Origin of the sequence: Acinetobacter lwoffii (assembly GCF_024129595.1) — a bacterium.
Taxonomy (GTDB): Bacteria; Pseudomonadota; Gammaproteobacteria; order Pseudomonadales; family Moraxellaceae; genus Acinetobacter; species Acinetobacter lwoffii_O.
Window position 1 is genome coordinate 95,501 of the sequence record NZ_JAMXXS010000005.1, and the last position, 21,393, is coordinate 116,893.

Annotated in this window: 19 protein-coding genes; 8 read left to right on the plus strand and 11 right to left on the minus strand. The window is 45.1% G+C overall.

Features of this window, described 5'->3' with window-relative positions:
- Nucleotides 1-173: 173 nt before the first annotated feature.
- Complete coding sequence (gene dtd / locus NI466_RS04590) at nucleotides 174-614, plus strand: D-aminoacyl-tRNA deacylase (RefSeq protein WP_005094942.1); 441 nt, start codon at nucleotides 174-176, stop codon at nucleotides 612-614.
- Between the two features lie 108 nt (nucleotides 615-722).
- Here the strand turns inward: dtd and NI466_RS04595 are convergent, their stop codons facing one another.
- From NI466_RS04595 to serB, 3 genes are all read right to left on the minus strand, one after another.
- On the minus strand, nucleotides 723-1,202 hold the full coding sequence (locus tag NI466_RS04595) for an SCP2 sterol-binding domain-containing protein (protein ID WP_004647189.1): 480 nt from the start codon (nucleotides 1,200-1,202) through the stop codon (nucleotides 723-725).
- Nucleotides 1,203-1,344: 142 nt separating this feature from the next.
- Nucleotides 1,345-1,680: a ciprofloxacin tolerance protein AciT gene (aciT, locus tag NI466_RS04600; RefSeq protein WP_253172894.1), complete on the minus strand. Its 336-nt coding sequence runs from the start codon at nucleotides 1,678-1,680 to the stop codon at nucleotides 1,345-1,347.
- Between the two features lie 414 nt (nucleotides 1,681-2,094).
- Nucleotides 2,095-3,315, minus strand: coding sequence for a phosphoserine phosphatase SerB (gene serB, locus NI466_RS04605; protein ID WP_253172896.1), 1,221 nt, complete (start codon nucleotides 3,313-3,315; stop codon nucleotides 2,095-2,097).
- A gap of 77 nt (nucleotides 3,316-3,392) precedes the next feature.
- On the opposite strand from serB, the gene NI466_RS04610 reads away from it, so the two are divergent.
- Nucleotides 3,393-4,646, plus strand: coding sequence for a hypothetical protein (locus tag NI466_RS04610; protein ID WP_219307962.1), 1,254 nt, complete (start codon nucleotides 3,393-3,395; stop codon nucleotides 4,644-4,646).
- 94 nt (nucleotides 4,647-4,740) lie between these two features.
- Here the strand turns inward: NI466_RS04610 and ppk1 are convergent, their stop codons facing one another.
- From ppk1 to mhpT, 4 genes are all read right to left on the minus strand, one after another.
- On the minus strand, nucleotides 4,741-6,804 hold the full coding sequence (gene ppk1, locus NI466_RS04615; protein WP_253172898.1) for a polyphosphate kinase 1: 2,064 nt from the start codon (nucleotides 6,802-6,804) through the stop codon (nucleotides 4,741-4,743).
- Between the two features lie 179 nt (nucleotides 6,805-6,983).
- A complete protein-coding gene (locus NI466_RS04620) occupies nucleotides 6,984-7,931 on the minus strand; it encodes a bile acid:sodium symporter family protein (protein WP_253172900.1) in 948 nt (315 codons plus the stop codon).
- Nucleotides 7,932-8,059: 128 nt separating this feature from the next.
- Nucleotides 8,060-8,689 (minus strand): bifunctional nicotinamidase/pyrazinamidase, encoded by a 630-nt coding sequence (gene pncA / locus NI466_RS04625; protein ID WP_253172902.1) that lies wholly within the window; start codon nucleotides 8,687-8,689, stop codon nucleotides 8,060-8,062.
- Between the two features lie 307 nt (nucleotides 8,690-8,996).
- Nucleotides 8,997-10,202 carry a 3-(3-hydroxy-phenyl)propionate transporter MhpT gene (gene mhpT, locus NI466_RS04630; protein ID WP_253172904.1) on the minus strand — a complete coding sequence of 402 codons (1,206 nt, stop codon included), beginning with the start codon at nucleotides 10,200-10,202 and terminating at the stop codon, nucleotides 8,997-8,999.
- 724 nt (nucleotides 10,203-10,926) lie between these two features.
- Between mhpT and dapA the strand changes: the two genes are divergently transcribed.
- Genes dapA through purC form a run of 3 tightly spaced genes read left to right on the plus strand, consistent with a single transcriptional unit; the run spans nucleotide 10,927 to nucleotide 13,202 of the window.
- Nucleotides 10,927-11,826 (plus strand): 4-hydroxy-tetrahydrodipicolinate synthase, encoded by a 900-nt coding sequence (gene dapA / locus NI466_RS04635; protein WP_253172906.1) that lies wholly within the window; start codon nucleotides 10,927-10,929, stop codon nucleotides 11,824-11,826.
- Nucleotides 11,827-11,840: 14 nt separating this feature from the next.
- Nucleotides 11,841-12,446, plus strand: coding sequence for a lipoprotein-34 precursor (NlpB) (locus NI466_RS04640; protein ID WP_253172908.1), 606 nt, complete (start codon nucleotides 11,841-11,843; stop codon nucleotides 12,444-12,446).
- A 36-nt stretch (nucleotides 12,447-12,482) separates the two neighbouring features.
- Nucleotides 12,483-13,202: a phosphoribosylaminoimidazolesuccinocarboxamide synthase gene (gene purC / locus NI466_RS04645; RefSeq protein ID WP_004281247.1), complete on the plus strand. Its 720-nt coding sequence runs from the start codon at nucleotides 12,483-12,485 to the stop codon at nucleotides 13,200-13,202.
- A gap of 303 nt (nucleotides 13,203-13,505) precedes the next feature.
- Here the strand turns inward: purC and NI466_RS04650 are convergent, their stop codons facing one another.
- Complete coding sequence (locus tag NI466_RS04650; RefSeq protein ID WP_253172910.1) at nucleotides 13,506-14,780, minus strand: replication-associated recombination protein A; 1,275 nt, start codon at nucleotides 14,778-14,780, stop codon at nucleotides 13,506-13,508.
- Between the two features lie 263 nt (nucleotides 14,781-15,043).
- Between NI466_RS04650 and NI466_RS04655 the strand changes: the two genes are divergently transcribed.
- Entirely contained in the window at nucleotides 15,044-17,182 is a 2,139-nt protein-coding gene (locus tag NI466_RS04655; RefSeq protein ID WP_253172912.1) for a putative bifunctional diguanylate cyclase/phosphodiesterase, read from the plus strand.
- A 19-nt stretch (nucleotides 17,183-17,201) separates the two neighbouring features.
- On the opposite strand, the gene NI466_RS04660 is transcribed toward NI466_RS04655, so the two are convergent.
- Complete coding sequence (locus NI466_RS04660) at nucleotides 17,202-17,654, minus strand: YcgN family cysteine cluster protein (protein WP_247144270.1); 453 nt, start codon at nucleotides 17,652-17,654, stop codon at nucleotides 17,202-17,204.
- Nucleotides 17,655-17,846: 192 nt separating this feature from the next.
- On the opposite strand from NI466_RS04660, the gene NI466_RS04665 reads away from it, so the two are divergent.
- On the plus strand, nucleotides 17,847-18,005 hold the full coding sequence (locus NI466_RS04665) for a DUF1328 domain-containing protein (protein ID WP_004647174.1): 159 nt from the start codon (nucleotides 17,847-17,849) through the stop codon (nucleotides 18,003-18,005).
- Nucleotides 18,006-18,130: 125 nt separating this feature from the next.
- Here the strand turns inward: NI466_RS04665 and murJ are convergent, their stop codons facing one another.
- Both murJ and ampD read right to left on the minus strand, forming a co-directional pair.
- Nucleotides 18,131-19,681 carry a murein biosynthesis integral membrane protein MurJ gene (gene murJ / locus NI466_RS04670; protein WP_253172914.1) on the minus strand — a complete coding sequence of 517 codons (1,551 nt, stop codon included), beginning with the start codon at nucleotides 19,679-19,681 and terminating at the stop codon, nucleotides 18,131-18,133.
- A gap of 60 nt (nucleotides 19,682-19,741) precedes the next feature.
- Nucleotides 19,742-20,332 (minus strand): 1,6-anhydro-N-acetylmuramyl-L-alanine amidase AmpD, encoded by a 591-nt coding sequence (gene ampD / locus NI466_RS04675; RefSeq protein ID WP_253172916.1) that lies wholly within the window; start codon nucleotides 20,330-20,332, stop codon nucleotides 19,742-19,744.
- Between the two features lie 182 nt (nucleotides 20,333-20,514).
- On the opposite strand from ampD, the gene nadC reads away from it, so the two are divergent.
- A complete protein-coding gene (gene nadC, locus NI466_RS04680) occupies nucleotides 20,515-21,360 on the plus strand; it encodes a carboxylating nicotinate-nucleotide diphosphorylase (protein WP_253172918.1) in 846 nt (281 codons plus the stop codon).
- The last annotated feature ends 33 nt before the right edge of the window (nucleotides 21,361-21,393 follow it).

Consider the following 21,393-nt stretch of genomic DNA (forward strand, 5'->3'; position numbering starts at 1 on the left):
AATAAATAGATAAAACAGATTATTTTTATTAATTCAATCGCTTTAATGAATTTATAAAAATTAATCAATTTATTTTCATATATTTAAAGCTCATAAAAACGGCATCTAATACTGCTCCAGATTTTATTCTTGCTACAATCACCTCCATCTATCGTTATCAGTCCATATGTAAAATGCGTGCCTTATTACAAAGAGTTTTAGAAGCTAAAGTTGTGGTCGAGGGTGAAACCACCGGGGAAATTGAAAAAGGAATTCTGGTTTTTCTAGGTTTAGGTAAAGATGACAATCTGGAAAAAGGCAAAAAGCTGATTGATAAGATATTGAAATACCGCTTCTTTGATGATGAACAGGGTAAAATGGGCTGGAACGTTGCCCAGGCCGACGGTGGTTTATTGCTGGTTTCACAATTTACCTTGATGGCACAGACCCAGAAGGGTTTACGTCCAGACTTTGGCCCAGCTATGCCGCCTGCCGAGGCTAAAGCACTTTATGAGCAGCTGGTAGAATATGCCCAAAGCCAGTTTGAACATGTGCAAACCGGTATTTTTGCCGCCGACATGAAAGTGCATCTGGTCAATGATGGGCCGGTGACGTTTAATCTGGAAGTTGAATAAGTTTTAATTATTCCAGAATTCAAAAAGCCCTCATATTTGAGGGCTTTTTTTATTTAATCCTCCCCTAGCCCCTCCTTTAAAAAGGAGGGGGAACTAAGCGGAAGTTTCTTATTTACCAGTTTTTTCTTTAATAAACTGACGTACCATTTTCACTTTTTCTTTGACTGGCTTTGGCAATTTTGGTGGAATCATCTTCGCCACTTGGTTAAACCAGACCAGCAGGCCGAAGTCACCTTCCATTTTGATCGTGCCACTTTGCATGCCGGTCATAAATGCCGTCGGGTCACCTTTGACCAAGGTCTTTACACCCTGCTCACTGTCAGCAAACTGCAACACAAAATCAGCTTTTTCAGCATCACCCGAAACCGTATCGATATGACCGTTATCCACAATAATCTGACGTGCCATGCCTTCATCCGTACCAATCTGAATACGGAATTGACGTCCATGTACCAGTTCAATGAATTTTGGGCTGGTACGTGCCAACTGCTTCATACGTAAAGCTAGACCTGCGACCAGTAAGTCCAGCGGATCTGTACTCATATCGATAAGAGGAAGTTTTAACACAGGAATGGATGACAGTTTCATGGAGGATGCCTATTCTAATTGTACGAAAATTGACAAATATCCTAGCATAGTTCTGGGCTAGGTGGATTATGCAGTTTGTATCATATTTCCAAACTGAAAAATGCACCCGTGGGTGCATTTTTTTTCATTACAACTTGTAGAATTAACGGCTTGAAAGCTGCTGCTGGTCGTCTTCATACACTGGCGTATGTTCGATGCAACGGCGTTTTGCCAAAGCACGCTCAGCACGACGATCTTCACGCAACAACAGGCCAGTCACGACCATCATGACCGCAGTTAACGCGCTCAGGTAACTATACGTCATTGGTAGCTCAAACCAGGTTTGAGTTCCTACACGAATCACCTCGATCAGGCCCCATACCAGCATCCCGGCCGCCATAAAGCCTAACCAGCGACGATAAGGCGAGAAGAACACAGCAAGCACAGCTACAGCGACTAAACTGAAGCCCACAATCGTTGCTAAATTCGCTGTTACCATATAACCCCCTCCATCCAGATAGATAGTTTCCGCTTGATATTGCAACGCTTCTATCTATTGAATTTCGTTAAATCAATAAAATGGAATCTGTTGATTTGTATCTCTATGCCTGCATTATGCTGAGTTTTTTGCATAAAAAAAGTCCTGTCATCCAGCCTAACGACATACTTTGTCGCGATATTATATTGTCATTACATTTTTTGCTTTTCACATTTTTGTGGATCAATGACTGCGCCAATGTTGGCGTGTCATTACAAAATTATCAGTAGTTTTTTTAAGTGAAAAAATTATTTTTCCGTTTAAGATGATCGATGTTTTTGTAGCCATATTTCAGCTATTCCTTATATAACTCACCTCATAAGCAATAAAAAACGCGACCTCTGGGTCGCGTTTAAAATCAATCAAAGCCTGTACTTATGCACGGTTCAGGTCTTTATCATGTACGCCGAGCAGATACAGCACACCGTCCAGACCGACGCTAGAAATCGCCTGATTGGCATTTTGGCGTACCAGAGGTTTGGCACGGAAAGCCACACCGAGTCCTGCAATAGATAACATTGGCAAGTCATTGGCGCCATCACCGACTGCAATGGTTTGTTCCAGGGAAATTCCCATCTCCTGGGCGATTTCACCGAGCAAGAGTGCTTTGCGTGCGCCATCGACGATATGGCCTTTGACTTCACCGGTAACGACACCATCCTGCACATCGAGCGCATTGGCATGCACTTCATCAATATCCAGTTTAGTTTGCAGATATTCTGCAAAATACTGAAAACCACCTGAAAGGATTGCAGTACGGTAACCTAGTGCTTTTAAAGTCGAAATCAGGCGTTCCGCCCCTTCGGTGATGGTCAGGCGCTCGGCAATTTTCGGCAGCACCGATGCGTCCATGCCTTTTAATAAAGCGACACGGGCACGGAAGCTTTGCTGGAAATCCAGCTCGCCTTGCATAGCACGTTCGGTAATTTCTGCAACCTGCTCACCAACACCGGCTTCAATTGCCAGTTCGTCAATAACTTCCTGCTCGATCAGGGTTGAGTCCATATCGAAGCAAACCAGACGGCGGTTACGGCGATAGGCATTGTCTTCCTGCACCGCAACATCGACATTCAGTTCATTCGACAGGCTGAGACAGGCCGCGCGCATGGCAGCAGCATCCAGCATCTGTCCACTTAAACCGAACTGGACACAGGCACGTTTTGGCCCGGCACTCTGACCATCTAAAGCTGGACGGCCAGACAGACGGGCCACGGTTTCAATATTAAAGCCCTGACCCGAGACAATCTGGGTCACGGCTTGCAGATGAGAGGCATTTAATTCAGGGGCCAATGCCGTTACGATATAACGTGTGCGTCCACCTTCTTTGACCCACTGATCATATTCAGTCGCAGAGATCGGTTTAAAGCGCACAGTTAACCCGATATCATGTGCTAGAATCAGGATCTCCTTCATGGCTAATGCTGTCGCTGTCTGGTCTTCAGAGGCTACAACAATACCTAAGGTTAACTGATTATGAATAACCGCTTGCCCTACATCTAAAATCTGTAAGGAATGGGCGGACAAAACCTGCATTAATCGTGTAAATTGATTAGGCTGGTCAGGTCCTAAGAATGATATAAGAATGATTTCTCGCATGAATTGACTCGGGTCTGAGCTACAACTATTGTTAGAATCATAATCGAAATTGAACAGAATTGCCTTGGAAGTTTACGTTGAATGCGCCTAGACAAGGGCTATTTGCTAGCCTATTGATTGTAAGTTTTGCTCTGCATACCTTTTTACTGGTATTGGCAACCACTCACCAACTGAATGAAAACCGTGCCAATCAGGGACAGCTGATCACCAGTCAACTGGTGACAGACAGCCTGTCTGAGCTTGAACCACCCAACCGCGTTTCTCTGGCGTTGCTGGCAAATCGTTATGCCACCAATCCAAGTGTCGCTTCCATCCGGATTCTAGATGCGAAAGCTCAGGTTTTAGCCACTGGCGGACTGACCAAAACCCGCGAGGGTGAAGTTTTTGTCCGTGATGCGCTGCAAAATGAGAAAAAAGTCGGTGTGATTGAAATCACTCTGATTGAACCAAGTATTGGTGAAATTCTGCGGACACAATGGCTGGCAATTCTGTTCTCGTTCATCATTCATGGTCTGCTCTGGGTCGCTTATCGTGCCGTGGCACGTCCAAGCCGAACCGAATATCTGGCGCGCATCAATAACGAATCGCGACTGAAATTCGAGATTCAGACCCTGACCCAGGCATTGGAACAGGAAAAGCATAATGCGGCACTGGCGATTGCCCAAGCCCAACAGGCAGTGAAAAACAAAGCCAAAGAAAAAGAACATAAGCCGGCGGTACTGGAAAGCGATAGCCTGAGCTTAAACATCCAGTTCTACGATCCAAAACAGTTATTAGATAGCGTGAATAAAACTGTTTCGGTGCCTTATTTCAATCTTTGTCAGATTTTCCTGAATAAAGCCACTGAACTCTGTGTGCAACGCTATAAGTTGAATAGTTCTGATATTTGTACCGTACATAAATTTGATGAAAAAGGTGCCACCATCAGTATCGCGGCCGACAAACCGAATGCTCTGGCCTGCCTGACCATGATCAGTGCCGTGTTCCAGCTGCTTTCGGAAGTGCTGTATAAACGTTATCGTGAAGAAAAACGTTTTGTGCTACAAACCCGCAGCGCGATTGCCTCTAAAGTCGAGGAGATGCAGCTCAGTTCGGTACAGGCCGCTGAGCGTCTGACTCAGCATCTGGTCGCGAAAGAAAGTGCCTTACATGTACCGAATAGCTTGCTGAAAGATGTGAGTGATCACTTCCAGCTGGTCAGCATGCCGAATCCAACCAATGTCCTGACCCGTCATGCTTTTGTGGTGAATGGGATGGATGCTGAAAGCGCCGAGCTGGCACAGACTTTTAGAACCGAAATTCTAAAATCCAAACAGTCCAAAGCCTCATAAATATCACTGAATATTGCAATTAAAAAAGCCGGATTCAATATCCGGCTTTTTGATGGGTACAAAACAAATACGCCAGTGTGTCTTGGCCTATCTCTTAAATTTTTAACTGTTTTTGTTCCAGCAGATATTGCTGGGCATTATAAGGCTGGGCCGGATCCTGACAGGGGACTTTATGCCACTGACCCTCGGCATCTAACTCCCATGCATTGTGACAATCTTTTAAATAGCTGATCAGGCCATCTTTATAAATCCGTTTTTTCAGCTCTGGATCCAGCACCGGGAAACAGGTTTCCACCCTGGAAAACAGGTTGCGCCCCATCCAGTCAGCACTGGCACAATACAGTTTCTTGGCGCCGCCATGCTCAAAATAATAGACCCGGGTATGTTCCAGGAAACGCCCAACGATTGAACGTACCTGAATATTTTCTGACATGCCGGTGACTTGTGGAATCAGACAGCAGATTGAACGGACAATGAGGTCAATTTTTACCCCAGCCTGCGAAGCCTGATACAGGGCAGCAATCAATTGCGGTTCGGTAAGTGCATTCACTTTGATGATGATGTGCGCGGCTCTGCCGGCCAGGGCAAATGCCTTTTCCTGTTCAATCAGTTTCAGCAATTCGCTATGCAGGGTAAACGGTGCATGCAGCAAGGCTTTCAGTTTGGCCATTTTCCCCATACCAGTCAGTTCCTGGAACATGCGGTGCACATCTTCACAGATATCCGGCTGTGTGGTCATCAGGCCATAATCGGTGTACATGCGGGCATTACCGGCATGATAGTTTCCGGTACCCAGATGCGCATAACGCAGTAATTCCTGATTTTCACGCCGGACAATCAGAATCATTTTGGCATGGGTTTTATAACCGACAATGCCATAGACCACGACCGCGCCGGCTTCTTGCAGGATATTGGCCACCATGATGTTAGATTCTTCATCAAAACGCGCCCGCAGTTCAATCACGGCTGTGACTTCCTTGCCATTCCGTGCGGCTTCTGCCAGCACCTGAACAATTTCCGAATCCGGACCACTGCGGTACAGCGTCTGCTTGATCGCCAGCACCGCCGGATCCTTGGCCGCTTCGCGCAGCAAAGTAATCACCGGCTGGAATGAATCAAAAGGATGATGTAGCAGCACATCCTGTGCCTTCAAAATTTCAAAAATACTTTTCTGTTTACGGAAAATTTTGGGAATGACTGGACTAAAATACGGATACTTTAATTCCGGACGCTCAAAGCTGGTACTCAGGCGGGACAAATTGATCGGTCCATCTATCCGGTACAGTTCCTGTTCCGTCAGATCAAATTCATCTAGTAAATAATCGATGATGTTCTGTGGAGAGTCATTTTCAATTTCCAGACGTACTGCACGACCAAAGCGGCGCGAACACAGTTCGTCTTTTAAAGCCACTGCCAGATCATCGACATCTTCCGACAGTACCAGATCGGCATTGCGGGTGACCCGAAAGGCATAACATCCGGTCGCTTTCATGCCGGGGAACAAATCACTGATATGCTGCTGGATGATAGCGGTCAGAAAAATCTGGGTGGTATTGTTTCCGGTGACATCTTCCGGAATTTTAATCAGGCACGGTAAGGAACGTGGTGCTGGCACAATCGCCATCTCGATTTCACGGCCAAAGGCATCTTTACCTTCCAAGCTGATAATAAAGTTCAGACTTTTATTCACCAAACGTGGAAAAGGATGTGAAGGATCCAGACTGATCGGGGTCAGTACCGGTTGCACTTCTTTGGCAAAAAAGGCTGCAATCCAGGCCTTATGTTTTTCCAGAAGATCCTGGTATTGAAGAAACTGAATACCCTGCGCCTGAAGTTCAGGCAGAATTGCATGATTCAGAACTTCATACTGTTTGTTAACTGTGGCATGAATGGACTGGGACAGTTGTTGTAGAATCAGCTCGGTGGGTACAGCATCAGGCGTCCGGGTAGTCGCATTCAGGTCTTGCTGTTTCATCAGCCCGGCAATCCTGATTTCAAAGAACTCATCCAGGTTACGGGAAAAAATAATCAGGAAGTTTAAGCGCTCTAAAATCGGTAAATTCGGATCGAGTGCTTGTGCCAAGACACGACGCTGAAATTTAAATAAGGAAAGTTCCCGATTAAAATAGGTCGCTGACGAATGCTGAAATTGTTCCATGCCCTCTCAATGCTGCTGATTACAGTCTGTTGTTTCACATCATTGAGGGGCGATCTTAGGCAGACTTCATGACACTTATGTTACAAAGCTCGATAAATCCATATAAATTAATATTCTAACTTTTTCACACTATAAAAAAATCATACTCTGGTTCGTTGTGTGCTGTCATCAAACTGCAATTAGGTGTCTGTTTTTTTAGTTTGTCTGGCCGCCCAATAAGTGGCTAAAGCTGGCCCTGAAATATTATGCCATAGACTGAAAATGGCGCTTGGTAAAGCAGTAAGTGGTGATGCGGCAAAATGGGTCGCCGCCAAGGCCACACCCAGACCAGAATTTTGCATCCCCACTTCAATGGATACCGCACGACAGTCTATTTCTGCCAAGTGAAATATGCGACTGGCCCAATAACCCAGTAAATAGCCCATACCATTGTGTAAGGCCACGATCCCTAAAATCATTAAACCGGACTCCAGAATCTGGGTTTTGCTGCCGGCAATAATCGCCGCGACAATTGCCACAATCGCAATCACAGAAATCAACGGCATCACCTGAATATAGGCCGTGACTTTTTGCTTGAGGATCGCCCGTACGATTAAGCCCAGAATAATCGGGAATAACACCACCTGTAAGATCGACACCAGCATCGACCAGGCATTGATCTCAATCCACTGACTGGCCAGCAGATAGAAAATGGCCGGAGTTAGAATGGGAGCCAGTAACGTAGAAACTGAAGTACAGGCAACAGACAAGGCGGTATTGCCCTTGGCCATATAGGTAATCACATTGGATGCGGTTCCACCCGGACAGCAACCCACCAAGATTACCCCGATCGCAATCTCTGGCGGTAGCTGAAACAGTTTGCACAGCAGATAGGCCAAGCCTGGCATCACCACAAACTGGGCCACCACGCCAATCGCTACCGCTTTCGGACTTTGCAGGACACTTTTAAAATCGCCGACGGTCATGGTCATGCCCATGCCGAACATAATGATGCCCAACATCCACGGAATATAAGCCCGTAACCAGACAAAAACTTCGGGGATCATCAAGGCAATGCCTGAAAAAAGTACGACCCATAAAGCAAAGGTTTTTTGGACAAATTGGCTAAACTGGAGCAAGGCTGACATGGGTTTCATCCAGGTGACATTAAGGGAGAAAAAGTAAGATAAAACAGGCATCCGTTGATGCCTGAATTTTTATATTCAAATATAAATAAGATCAAAAGGATATTTAAATTCTATCCCTATCCAGCTTTTTAAGCAGCTTGAACAATATCTTTGACATAGATACGTTTTACGCCATGCGACAGCATATTCTGCCAGGCATGTTGCAAGGAACCATTCAGGTCAATGCCCTTGGTGGCATCGGCAATCACATAGGTTTTAAAGCCCAGTTTGCAGGCATCGATTGCAGTCCAGGCCACACAAAAGTCCGTAGCAATCCCGACCACGAATACCGTATCAATCCCACGTTCACGCAGATAGCCAGCAAGACCCGTCATGGTTTTCCGGTCAGCTTCCATAAAGGCCGAATAACTATCGATCTGGGAATGAAAACCCTTACGAATGATGAGTTGTGCTTGTGGCAAATTTAAATCTGGATGCAATTCGGCATCCAATGTTCCCTGCACACAATGCTTTGGCCATAAGACCTGAGTGCCATAATCCAGCTGAATGCTGTCATAGGCTGCTTTACCGGGATGGTTGTCTACAAAAGAGATATGGTTATCAGGATGCCAATCTTGAGTCAGGATAATATGCTGGAAATGCTGTCCCAATAGATTAATATTTGGAATAATCTGGTCAGCATTGGCTACAGCCAGATTGCCTCCGGGAGTAAATCCTCTTTGTACGTCTACGACCAGTAAAGCGACATTATTCTGCATCTGTTTTCATCCATTGAAATTTCGATTTATGCCCAAGCATAGCGCAAAATACTCGAGGATTTTTAGCCCTGCTGCTAAAAATGGTATGACTGTGTATTCTCAGCATGCGCATATGAGCAGATTAATAGATTCATTATTTTTGACAAAAAAGGATGGGTTCCGCGCTTGTATCAAGCTAGATCTCTACAAAAAAATAAGTTTTAAGATAAAGTGATGAGTCTTTCTAATAATAAAACAGTGTATTTAATTCTTAAATTCTGAAAATAAAAAAGCCTGCAAAAGCAGGCTTTTTTTAAATCTTGGAACATTACACTTTGGTGCGATTCACTAGGAACAGCATACATAATGTAGAGATGATGATGCATGGGATCGCAGCAGTAATGACCCCCGCAGCACCGAAACCTGCCGTCAGTAACTGACCAGCAATGACTGGACCCAGCATGGCACCGATACGGCCAACTGCAGACGCGACACCAACACCAGTACCACGCACTTCAGTCGGATAAACGATACTACCGAAGGCATACAGTACGCCCTGACAACCAATCACGAAGGCACCGGCCAATGCGGCGGCCATATACATCTGGTTCAGCGAGCTTGCACCATTCAGCGCCAGTAGACCTGCCAGAATGCCCCCGTACATCAACAGGATCACATAGGCTTTCTTCCAGCGGTCGGTCAGCATACCCAGAATAATCGTACCCAGGGTCGCTGTAACCATGAAGTAGAATTGTGCGGTTGAGCCATCTTTACGTGTGAAGCCGAGTTCCATAAACAATGATGGCAACCAGCTCAACATGATGTAAACCACCATCAAGGTAAAGAAGTAGCTTACCCAGATACATAGCGTACGTAACAGGTTGTCCGAATTAAACAAGTCCTTGAATGAACCCTGCGGTGCAACAGCAAGTTCTGCAGCCGTTTTGTTCTGTGCTTTCAGGTATTCCTTCGATTCAGGCAAAAATAGCATCATCAGCGGAATGGCAAAAATCGGTAACAGGCCACCAAGATAGAAAACATTTTTCCAGTTGGCACCAAATTCAGTCGCAGCAACCAAAGATAAAATCGCTGCACCGACTGGCATACCGCAGTACATCAAGCCCACTGCACGGCCACGATTTTGTGGAGAGACTGCTTCAGAAGCAAGTGTGATCAGAATTGGCATCGCGCCGCCCAGACCTGCTCCAGCCAGGAAACGCACTGCCAGCAAGCTGTTAAAGCTATTGACCCAGACGGTACATAAGGTAAATACAGCAAATACTGCTGTCGACCAGATCAAGACTTTCTTACGGCCAATGCGGTCCGCAAATCGCCCACCAACCAGTGCACCCGGTAATAAACCCAGAATCCCTGCACTAAAAAACACACCCAACTGGGAACTATCGAGACCAAAATGCTCACGAATACCTGCAGCAGCAATTCCGGCTGCCTGAATATCTAAGCCTTCAATCACCGCAATCAGAAAACAGATCGCGACCGTGACGATAGCATGCTTATTGTCTGATTTTTCCATTGGATTATCCTTGTTCAATCAGCGTTACAAAAGACAGCCATCATCTATGAGCCTGATTGCAGAAATAACTATCAATAAGTTGAACGTTTTGCTTGGATATTCCCAAAGGAGCTGAAGCAAATGAATTGCAGATGCTGACTGATAAAGTCGCAAAAACACTTAATCAGAACACCCTAAAGTTCAAGACTTAAACTTTAAGGCTTATACATCAAGTTAAAAAATTAACCGATAAGAAAAAAACCTTTCAATTTATTGATATTTAAAAGAGATTAGTCTTAGTCGTTTTTGGCTTTATTTGTATTGGTACGAGAGTGCGATCAAGATGTACGAGATCTCAATTTATCCAATATAACTATTAATCCAAAATCAAAAGGCATAAAAATGGCAGTTTTCAGCTGATCTTTTTGCACAAGCCTTATCATTATTGGGTTCATTTGGAGCAATATCCTCTTTTGTTTAGACTGGAGACATAACTTTGGTCTCAGGATTTTGCTTTATAAATCATCTTATTTATTACTTGATTGTTTCCAAAAGGCTTTGTATAAAGAATTCAGTAGCTTTTACTAAAGCATATTGTTCTTATGCGTTTGATCAGTCATAATTTGCATAAGCAATATTCAATTCAATGCAAATCTATTGAATTTGCTATAAATCAAAATACAAATCCATCCCAATTTATGTTTTCTCATTCCTTTCGGATGGACAAATAGGATAGTTTTTTAAAATGACTCAGCAAGCACAGACCATTCAAGGTTCCATAGTCGCAATCGTCACCCCTATGTTTGAAGATGGCAGCGTAGATTGGAAGGGTCTCGAGAAGCTGGTTGAATGGCATATTGCAGAGGGCACCAACAGTATTGTTGCCGTTGGAACGACAGGCGAAGCCTCGACCCTGAGCATGAGTGAACACACCCAGGTGATCAAAGAAATCATTCGTGTGGCCAACAAACGTATTCCTATTATTGCCGGCACAGGCGCAAACTCGACCCGTGAAGCCATCCAACTTACCCGTGAAGCCAAAGAGCTCGGCGCCGATGCTGCTCTTCTGGTGACGCCTTATTATAACAAACCGACCCAGGAAGGCTTGTACCAGCATTATAAAGCTATGGCTGAAGCGGTCGATCTTCCGCAGATTCTGTATAATGTCCCTGGCCGTACCGGTGTCGACATGCTGAATGAAACCGTGATTCGTCTGGCCGATATTCCACAAATCGTCGGGATTAAAGATGCGACGGGTGATGTACCGCGTGGTGCTGAACTCTTGCAAGGTCTGAAAGACAAAGACATGGTGGTCTACTCAGGTGATGATGCAACGGCATATCAGCTGATGGGTCATGGCGCCAAAGGCAATATCTCGGTCACGGCAAACGTGGCTCCGAAAGCCATGAGCGAAGTGTGTGCCGCTGCCATTGCTGGTGATGCAGCCACAGCTGAACAGCTAAATGCTCAGGTTGCAAATTTACACAATATTTTATTTTGCGAATCGAACCCAATTCCTGTGAAATGGGCACTCCATGACATGGGCTTAATTGGTACGGGTATTCGCCTTCCATTAACACCACTTGCAGAACAATATCGCGCTCCGCTTCATGAAGCACTGGTCGAAGCGGGCGTTATCAAATAAAAGAGCACAAGATTATGCAATTACGTTTAGGACTTAGCCTTACACTTTCAGTATTCAGTTTGGCAGGTTGTAGTTCAATGGCCTTTAATAACGGCACTTTAGACTATAAAGAGACTACTACCCTGGAAGCTTTACAATATCCTGAAGGCGCCATGGTTCGTCCTGCAACGCCATTGTATCCCGCTCCAACAGTTGATCCGCTTGCAATTGAACATGCACCGAAGCTTGAAAACCAGCGTGGCAACCGTTTTGCCTTGCCACGCCCACAAGCCCAGACTGAAAACTCAAATACAGCTGATCTAACCGAAATCAATACGGTGGGTCGACCACAGTTGGTCACTGACGGAAATCTTAATCCGCTGCTTAAAATTGAGGGAAATTCTGCTACAATTTGGCAATATACACTTGCCACCCTCAGCAGTCTGAATCATAGCATCGTTGCGCAGAGCAAAAATCGTTATGAAGTCACGATTAAGGTTGATCAGCAAATCTATGTATTAAGATTATCTTCTGTCGGTTCAAGTAATAACCTCGCTGTGTTCAATGCCGATAACAGTTTTGCCGACCGTGAAAAAGCTGCAGAACTGCTCAACCAGATTTACCAAAATTGGCCAGCCTAGACATTTCTAGGCATTTTTTTTGTAAAAGGTTCCCTCATGTTAAAACAAACCTTGCTCTATACTGGTAAAGCGAAATCTGTCTACACCACAGACAGTTCAGACCATCTGATTTTAGTCTTTCGCGATGATGCCTCAGCATTCAATGGCGAAAAAATTGAGCAACTAGATCGTAAAGGCAAGGTGAACAACCGTTTTAACGCCTTCATTATGGAAAAACTGGCAGAAGCGGGAATTGAGACCCACTTTGAAAAGCTATTGACTCCAAATGAAGTGCTGGTGAAAAAACTGGATATGATCCCGGTTGAATGTGTGATTCGTAACTATGCAGCAGGTTCTTTATGCCGCCGCCTGGGTGTGGAAGAAGGCAAGGAACTGACTCCTCCAACATTTGAATTGTTCTTTAAAGATGATGCGCTTGGCGATCCAATGGTCAATGAGTCACAAGCCATTGCTTTAGGTTGGGCAACTGCTGAACAATTGGCGAAAATGAAAGAATTGACTTACCAAGTGAACGACGTGCTTAAAGCATTGTTTGATGCAGGTAACATGATTCTGGTCGATTTCAAACTTGAATTCGGCGTGTTCCACGACCGTATCGTACTGGGTGATGAATTCTCTCCAGACGGTTGCCGTCTATGGGACAAAGACACCAAGAAAAAACTAGATAAAGACCGTTTCCGTCAAGGTTTAGGCGGCGTGGTTGAAGCCTATGAAGAAGTAGCTGGCCGTTTAGGTATCAATCTAGACAACATCTAATCTGTAAATGCGCAGATTCGAAAGAACCGAGCTTTTTAGCTCGGTTTTTTTATTTCCGGCTTTTAATCGGAAAAATAAATTTTTATTATTAAAATGATCGTTTTTACATCAAAAACTACATGCATTAATATCATCTCATACCAAGCAAATCAGTGAGTTGATGCATTCACTCCATATTTGCCGACCAGATTTCTCCTCTACCCTCTAGGATGTTATCTCCCTCAAAAAACATCCTACTTTCAGCCCAATTCGCCTTGAATTGGGCTTTTTTTTAATCTGTTCAATTAGTTAGGATATCCAGCTTTATTGCTGCTGTTGTTGCTGTTGCCAACGGCGTTGCTGTAATCGCTCTCCTTCAACTTCACGTTTATTACGTGCTGATTCATACAGTTTGGTATTTTTCAGTTCTGGTGGCATATATTCTTGCAGTACAAAATGCTCCGGATAGTTATGCGGATACAGATAATCCACGCCATAGCCCTGTTCTTTCATCAGCTTGGTCGGTGCATTTCTTAAATGTAAAGGTACAGGCAGATTTGAGGTTTTGTCTGCAAGTTCCATCGCCTTGTTAATCGCCAGATAGGTACTATTACTTTTGGCACTGGTCGCTAGATAAACCGCACATTGTCCCAAAATAATCCTGCATTCCGGCATGCCTACGGCTTGCACAGAACGGAAACATTCACCAGCCAATAGCAAAGCATTTGGATTGGAGTTGCCGATATCTTCGGATGCGGCAATCAACATGCGCCGTGCAATGAATACCGGATCTTCACCGCCTTTGAGCATGCGTGCCATCCAGTACAGGGCCGCATCTGGGTCACTGCCGCGAATTGATTTAATAAAGGCCGAAACTAAATCATAGTGCTGCTCACCAGACTTGTCATAGCGGGCAATATTTTGCTGTGCCACTTTCACCACCACCGCATTGGTAATGATATTTTCCATATCCGCTTCAAAGGTACTGGCAATCAGATCCAGTAAATTCAGTGCCTTGCGGGCATCTCCTGCTGCGAACTGGATCAGGGCATCAAACTCTTCAATCAGGATATGTCTTTCCTGCAAGAAAGAGTCATTTTGTAAGGCTTGCGTCAACAAAGTCTGAATCGATTCAGCGCTCAATGCATTCAGGCTATACACCTGACAACGTGACAATAAGGCACTATTCACTTCAAAAGACGGATTTTCAGTGGTGGCGCCAATTAAGGTAATTTTCCCTTTCTCGACCGCATTTAATAACGCGTCCTGCTGGGATTTATTAAAGCGATGAATTTCGTCAATAAATACCACTGGCGTCAGCAAATCGCCACCTTCGGCAATGATTTCACGCAGTTCTTTCACCCCGGTATTCAGTGCAGACAGGCTGATAAAAGGTCGGTCTACCGCTTGAGCCAGCAGTAAGGCAATGGTGGTTTTTCCGACTCCGGGAGGTCCCCAGAAAATGATCGAAGGCAGATGCCCCTGATCAATCATCTGGCGTAAGGGCGCATGTTCTCCCAGCAAATGTTCCTGCCCGATAATCTGTGTAAGGTCGCGTGGCCGTAAGCGTTCTGGAAGCGGGATATGACTATCTGACATGTTATTATTGGCTCAAACTAAATTATGATCTCATTCTAACATCCGCAGTTTTGATTCCAAGAATGCAAACAGCACGCATAAAAAATTAATTTATGTAGATATCCTCTATTTTTTTAATTCTGAATGAATTAATCTCTATAAAACCGAATAATTTGAACATGATTAATTGTGAATTAATTACAGTGTAATTTTCATATTGTTTATTCTAATTAAAAGAAACTTATCTCGCCCCTTGGGCACTTTTGGGTTGTAGTGGTGAATGCATGAAGCATGATAAATTTGAACAGGAAGCTCTGAGTCGGTCTAAGCCACTGACCTCATCATCACTGATTGCACCCCACGTTCACTTGTCTGAATCGGTTTTGTTAAAAAATCTGATCGATGCCTTACCACAACCCTTGTGGGTCAGCAATAAAAAACATCTGCAATATTTTAACGATGCCTTAACTGATTATCTTGGCGTGAACCTGAATGAACAGGGTCATCCGCAATGGCAGAGCTTTATTCATGCAGAAGACTTGCAGCTGTTTTTAGCGCAGTGGCATGCTGCGCTGGATCAGCATCAGAATTTTGAAACCCAGTGCCGGATTAAACGCAGTGATACCCATTATCGCATGTGTACCCTAGCGGTAAAATTTCATCATGAACCTGAACATTTGCTGCAATGGGCCGTTTCCCTGACTGATGTGCATGATTATTTTGAAATCCAGCAACAACTTTCTCAAATCGTTTCAACTCAGGAAAATATGCTGGATGCCAGCGCAGACTGCATTAACATTATCAGTCCTGAAGGTGAGATTCGGCATAGCAACCAGTCTGGCTGTCTGGCACAAGAAAATGAGACCACAGAACAAGATCAAGACCATTCATTGTGCTGGCTAAATCGTTTAAGCCCTGAAGCCCGAAAATCCGGGCAGCGTGCTTTAAAACAGGCGGCCCAAGGCTTAAACAGCCGTTTTTCCAGCAAAGTCCAGATCGAAGATCAACCGATCCAATATTGGGATCATCTGCTGACGCCAATTCTGGATCAGCAGAATATTACCCAAAATATCCTCTGTGTATCACGCAATATCAGTCAGCAAAAAATTGCAGAAACCCGTTTAAAAGAAGTGATTAAACGCGATGAATTGACTGGCCTGTATAATCGCAGTACCTTCTATAAAACCTTTAAACAGGTACTGTTAAAGGCCAAACAACAGCAGACCATGGCGGGTTTACTGCTGATTGATCTGGATTATTTCCGGCATATCAATGATACCTTGGGCCATATTGCCGGTGATCATCTGTTACATGTCTTGGGCAAACGCTTCCAGACCTGTTTCGGTCCGAATACCATCATCGCCCGTTTGGGTGGTGATGAATTTGCCGTACTGGTCAAAAATTTGGAAAGTGAAGAACAGCTGCTGGCAACGGCACAAATGGCCTATGCCCAGCTGGATCAGCCCATCAATTATGTCGGCAATAGCATCAGCAGTGCCATGAGTATTGGCTGTGCCATCTATCCACGTGATGCCTTAAATATCTCGAATCTGCTGAAATGTGCCGATATCGCCTTAAATGACCTGAAAAATAGTGGTCGTGGTGGCATCCGCATGTTTAATCAGGAAATGTGTGGATCACTGGAAAATATGACCAAGCAGCTGACTCTGGCACGCAAGATTATTCTCGCCGATCAGATCATTCCCTATTACCAGCCCAAGGTCCGTCTTTCTGATGGTGCAGTGATCGGTTTTGAAGCGCTATTACGCTGGCAAGATCAGAATCAGAACATTCAGTTACCTTCCGAAATTTTTGGTGCCTTTCAGGACTATGAGCTGGCCTCACGCATCAGTGAGACCATGCAGCTGAAAGTTTTCGCCGACATGAGCCGCTGGCAGGCACAAGGTCTGGATCTGTTACCGATTTCAATCAATGCTGCACCGGTTGAATTCCTGCGCGATGACTATGCCGAAAAACTGTTGGCACGCCTGTCCAACTTTGATATTCCGGCCCACAAAGTTGAACTGGAAATTACCGAACAGAGCCTGTCCGAGCATGGTGCCAATTATGTGGTCCGTGCCCTGAACCTGCTGAAACAGGCCGGAATCCAGATTTCGCTGGATGATTTTGGCACCGGACATTCTTCGCTGACCCGTTTACAGGATTATCCGGTCGATTGCATCAAGATTGACCGCAACTTTGTAGAACGCATGAACAGTGATCCTTCTGCTCTGGCCATTGTCAAGGCCATTACCCAGATTGGCTCCAGTATTGCACTGGATGTTCTGGTCGAAGGAATCGAGAATACAGAACAGCTGGATACCCTGATCCATTGTGACTGTCAGATAGGACAAGGATTCTATTTCTATCGCCCGATGGCCGGTGCTTCGGCCCAGGCCCTACTCCATCCAGCAGATCAATAAACGAATCACAAAGCCAGATTTAACGCACCCAGCGTACGATATAGTCTTCGATGTCATCTTCATGAATGTCGCTTTCACTCAGGCAGCGCCCTGCTGCCGACTTGCGTGCCTGAATCACACTTTCCCGTGAACCGCTAATCAGATAATGCCAGGATGGCAGGCTTTTTCCCTGCTCTACACGGCGATAGGCACAACTTGAAGGCAGCCAGTGAATCGTTTCCAGTTTCTCTGGGGTGAGCTGAATACAGTCCGGCACATATTGCAGACGATCCGGATAATTGGAGCAACGTGCAGTGCTACAATCCAGCAGTTTGCAGGCCACTTTGGTATAGGCAACTTCCTGAGTATCTTCATCTTCCAGTTTAATCAGACAACATAATCCACAACCATCACACAAGGCCTCCCACTCGACTTGCGTCAGTTCAGCAAGTGAATAGTTTTTCCAGAATTCGGGACGTAAAGTATCGCTCATGATCAGGCCGGCACATTCAAAAATCAGCTTATTATAGCAGCCAGAATCCTGCAGACCTACCGCCTTAAATTCTTATTACTATCACGTAAACTATTGTTAAATCATAGACAGTTCATCAACAAAACACTAACAGTCGCTAGAATCGTTTATTTCTATACTAAATTTGAAAATAAAAACACATGGAGAATATATATGTTTCGCTGGGCTATTATTTTTGCTGTTATTGCATTAATTGCAAGTCTACTTGGTTTCGGTGGCGTCGCAGGCTTGTCTAAGGATTTTGCAATTATCTTGTTGGTAATTGCGGTGATTCTTGCGATCGTTGGTTTTCTTTCGCGCGGCAAGGTCTAGATTTACGCTAGACCTTTTCAAAGCAAGTGTTAGCTTTCAAAAAAACAAGAGCCTTCTGGCTCTTGTTTTTTTTATGGGTATTTTAATGCTCTGTTTTGATCAAAAATACTTCTTTCAATATGAACTTAAGGTTTTAAATGACGTGGTCTAAAACCTGCCACCAGCAAGGCTGCAACATATGCCACCACACCCACGACACATAAGATCAATACTTCTAAAACACGCATCCATTGTGATACATCTGCGTTATACCAACTCAGGGCATAGGCCAGAGCTGCAATCATCACCACATTGGCAAACATGAATTGCAGGAAGATTTTTTTCCAGTGCGCCCCAAAACGGAAAATATCACGCTTATGCAGATAATAATAAAGCAGACCAGCATTGACCATCGCTGAACCTGTCGAGGCCAGCGCAAGGGCCATATGCTCCGCTTCCCAGTCAATCAGCTTGAACAAGCCGATAAAGATCACGTTCAGAATCGCATTGGCTGCCACAGCCATCAGACCGACACGCACCGGGGTTCTGGTATCCTGCTTTGCATAAAATCCGGGTGCAAAGACTTTAATCAACATAAAGGCAATCACACCACCGCTCATACATTGCAGTGCCAAAGCCGTCATCTGGGTATCTTCAAAGGTGAACTGACCACGTTCAAACAGAGCCTGAATAATCGGAGTCGACAGCATAAACAGCGCAATACTGGCGGGTAGGCCTGCCATCACAATCACTTTAGCTGCCCAGTCCATCATGCCACGGAATTTTTCTGGGTTCTGTTCAGTATGCCGTGCCGATAAGGATGGCAGAATCACGGTTCCAATCGCAACACCGATCAGACCCAGCGGCAATTCGGTCATACGCTCGGCACTATATAACCAAGATACCGAACCATCCTGCATGAATGAAGCCCAGATGGTATTCAGCAACAGGTTAATTTGCGTGACAGATACACCAAATAATGCCGGCAGCATCAACTTCATGATGCGATCAACGCCTTCATGCTTGAAGTCAATTTTCGGTGGAATCAGCAGATTTTTACGCCACAATTCAGGAATCTGGATCGCCAGCTGTAAAATACCGGCAATGATCACAGCCCAGCCCAGCGCCATAATCGGCTCGGCCATATACGGCGTAAGCCAGAGCGCTCCGGCAATCATCGCCGCATTCAGCAAGACTGGTGCAAATGCCGGGGTACTGAAAGAGCCATAACTGTTCAGAATACTGCTGGCAAAAGCCGTCAGTGACATGAACAACAAATAAGGAATGGTCAGGCGGAACATGTCGGTCGCCAGAGCGAATTTTTCAGGATCGCTATGAAAACCGGGCGCATAGATATACATGATCAATGGCGCAGCAATGATCGCGACCATGGTCAACGTGGTCATGACCGTGGCCAGACAGCCAAATACCCGGCTGATCAGGATCTGGACTTCAGTATGCGTGCGACTGGTCTTATATTCGGTCAGTACCGGAATAAACGCCTGTGAAAATGCGCCTTCGGCAAATAAACGCCTGAAAAAATTGGGGATACGAAATGCGACGACGAAAGTATCGAAGTCCTTACCAGCACCAAAGACATTCAGTAAAACAATATCTCGAACCAATCCCAGTACGCGTGACAACATGGTCATCGCACTGACAATGACGGTCGAACGCCAAAGCGCCATCCTATTCACCTAATGTATAAATTTGTGGCTATTGTAATGAAACTTTTGTCAGAAGTTCATTGCTTAATTTCATCGCTCAAGCGAGCTTGAGGTGTTTTTATAATGCTGTAACTGTGCACGAAAATCAGCCCAGTTAAAATACGGTCCTGGATCGGTCTTGCGACCCGGTGCAATATCTGAATGTCCGGCAATATGATGCTGAATCTTAGAATAATGTTGTTGCAGACAGGCCGTGACTTTTACCAAGGCCTGATATTGTTCAGTTTCAAAAGGCAAGTCATCACTGCCTTCCAGCTCGATCCCGATCGAATAATCATTACATTCTTTTTTGCCCAAGTACGTCGAGCGGCCGGCATGCCAGGCACGATCATTAAAATTGACAAATTGTAGCACTTCGCCAGACCGTAAAATCAGCAAATGGGTCGACACCTGCATCCCTTCAATGGTTTGAAAATAGGGATGTACTGACCAATCCAGCTGATTCTGAAAAAACTGTTCAATATAACCGCCGCCAAACTGTGAAGGTGGCAGGCTGATATTGTGAATCACCAGCAATTGAATCTCGGTCTGTTCTGGTCGCTGATTAAAATTGGGAGACGGGATTTGACGTGCACCGATTAGTTGCCCGTCCTTGACCTGAAACTCAGCTGCCTGTTGCATAAAACCGTTCTCCCCAAAAATAAAATCTGCAAGATCAGCATTGCAGCCGGCTTCATGCTAAAACTTTCAAGGACAAATCTCAATTCATCCCGGCAAACTGGATGAAAAATCGCTCATCTTTTATGTAACGGTGCTAAGATAAGGCGCAATTTTCACGGCTTAAAAAAGATACGGAAATACTCATGCGCATATCTCAAGCTTTGCTAGACCAGTCGATTCAGATCAATATTCAACAAGCACTTTCAGAAGATATCGGTGACGGTGATATTACTGCTCTGCTAACTCCTGAAGATGAACAGGCCACTGCCACCATCATTAGCCGTGAAGACATGGTTTTGGCCGGTCAGCCTTGGGTAAATGCCCTAATTCAGGCCTACGACCCGAGTGTTGAAGTGATCTGGCTGAAAAATGATGGTGATCAGGTTCAGGCCAATCAAACCTTTTTAAAACTGGCCGGATCTGCACGTAGCCTACTCACCGTGGAGCGCCCTGCGCTAAACTTTGTCCAGACGTTGTCTGCGGTTGCGACTAAAACCGCCCACTATGTCAAAGAACTGCAAGGTTTAAACACCAAACTGCTCGATACCCGTAAAACGCTTCCGGGTCTGCGTATTGCACAAAAATATGCCGTGGCTATTGGTGGTGGTCAGAATCACCGTTTGGGCCTGTTTGATGCCTTCTTGATTAAAGAAAATCATATTATGGCAGCGGGTGGTATTGCCCAGGCAATTGCCAAGGCCCATCAGATTGCACCCGGTAAGCCTGTCGAAGTTGAAGTGGAAACCTGGGATGAGCTGAATCAAGCACTCGAAGCCCAAGCTGATATCGTGATGCTGGATAATTTCAGTCAACAGCAGATGATCGACGCGGTGCAATATGTGGCCGGTCGCTGCAAACTGGAAGCCTCAGGTAATATCACGATTGATAATTTACGTGAAGTAGCGAGTACGGGCGTAGATTATATTTCCATGGGTGTATTGACCAAAGATGTCAAAGCTATTGATCTGTCGATGCGTTTCAATGCTTAAGCCTAAATGGGATAGATGACCGTAGAGGGTGCG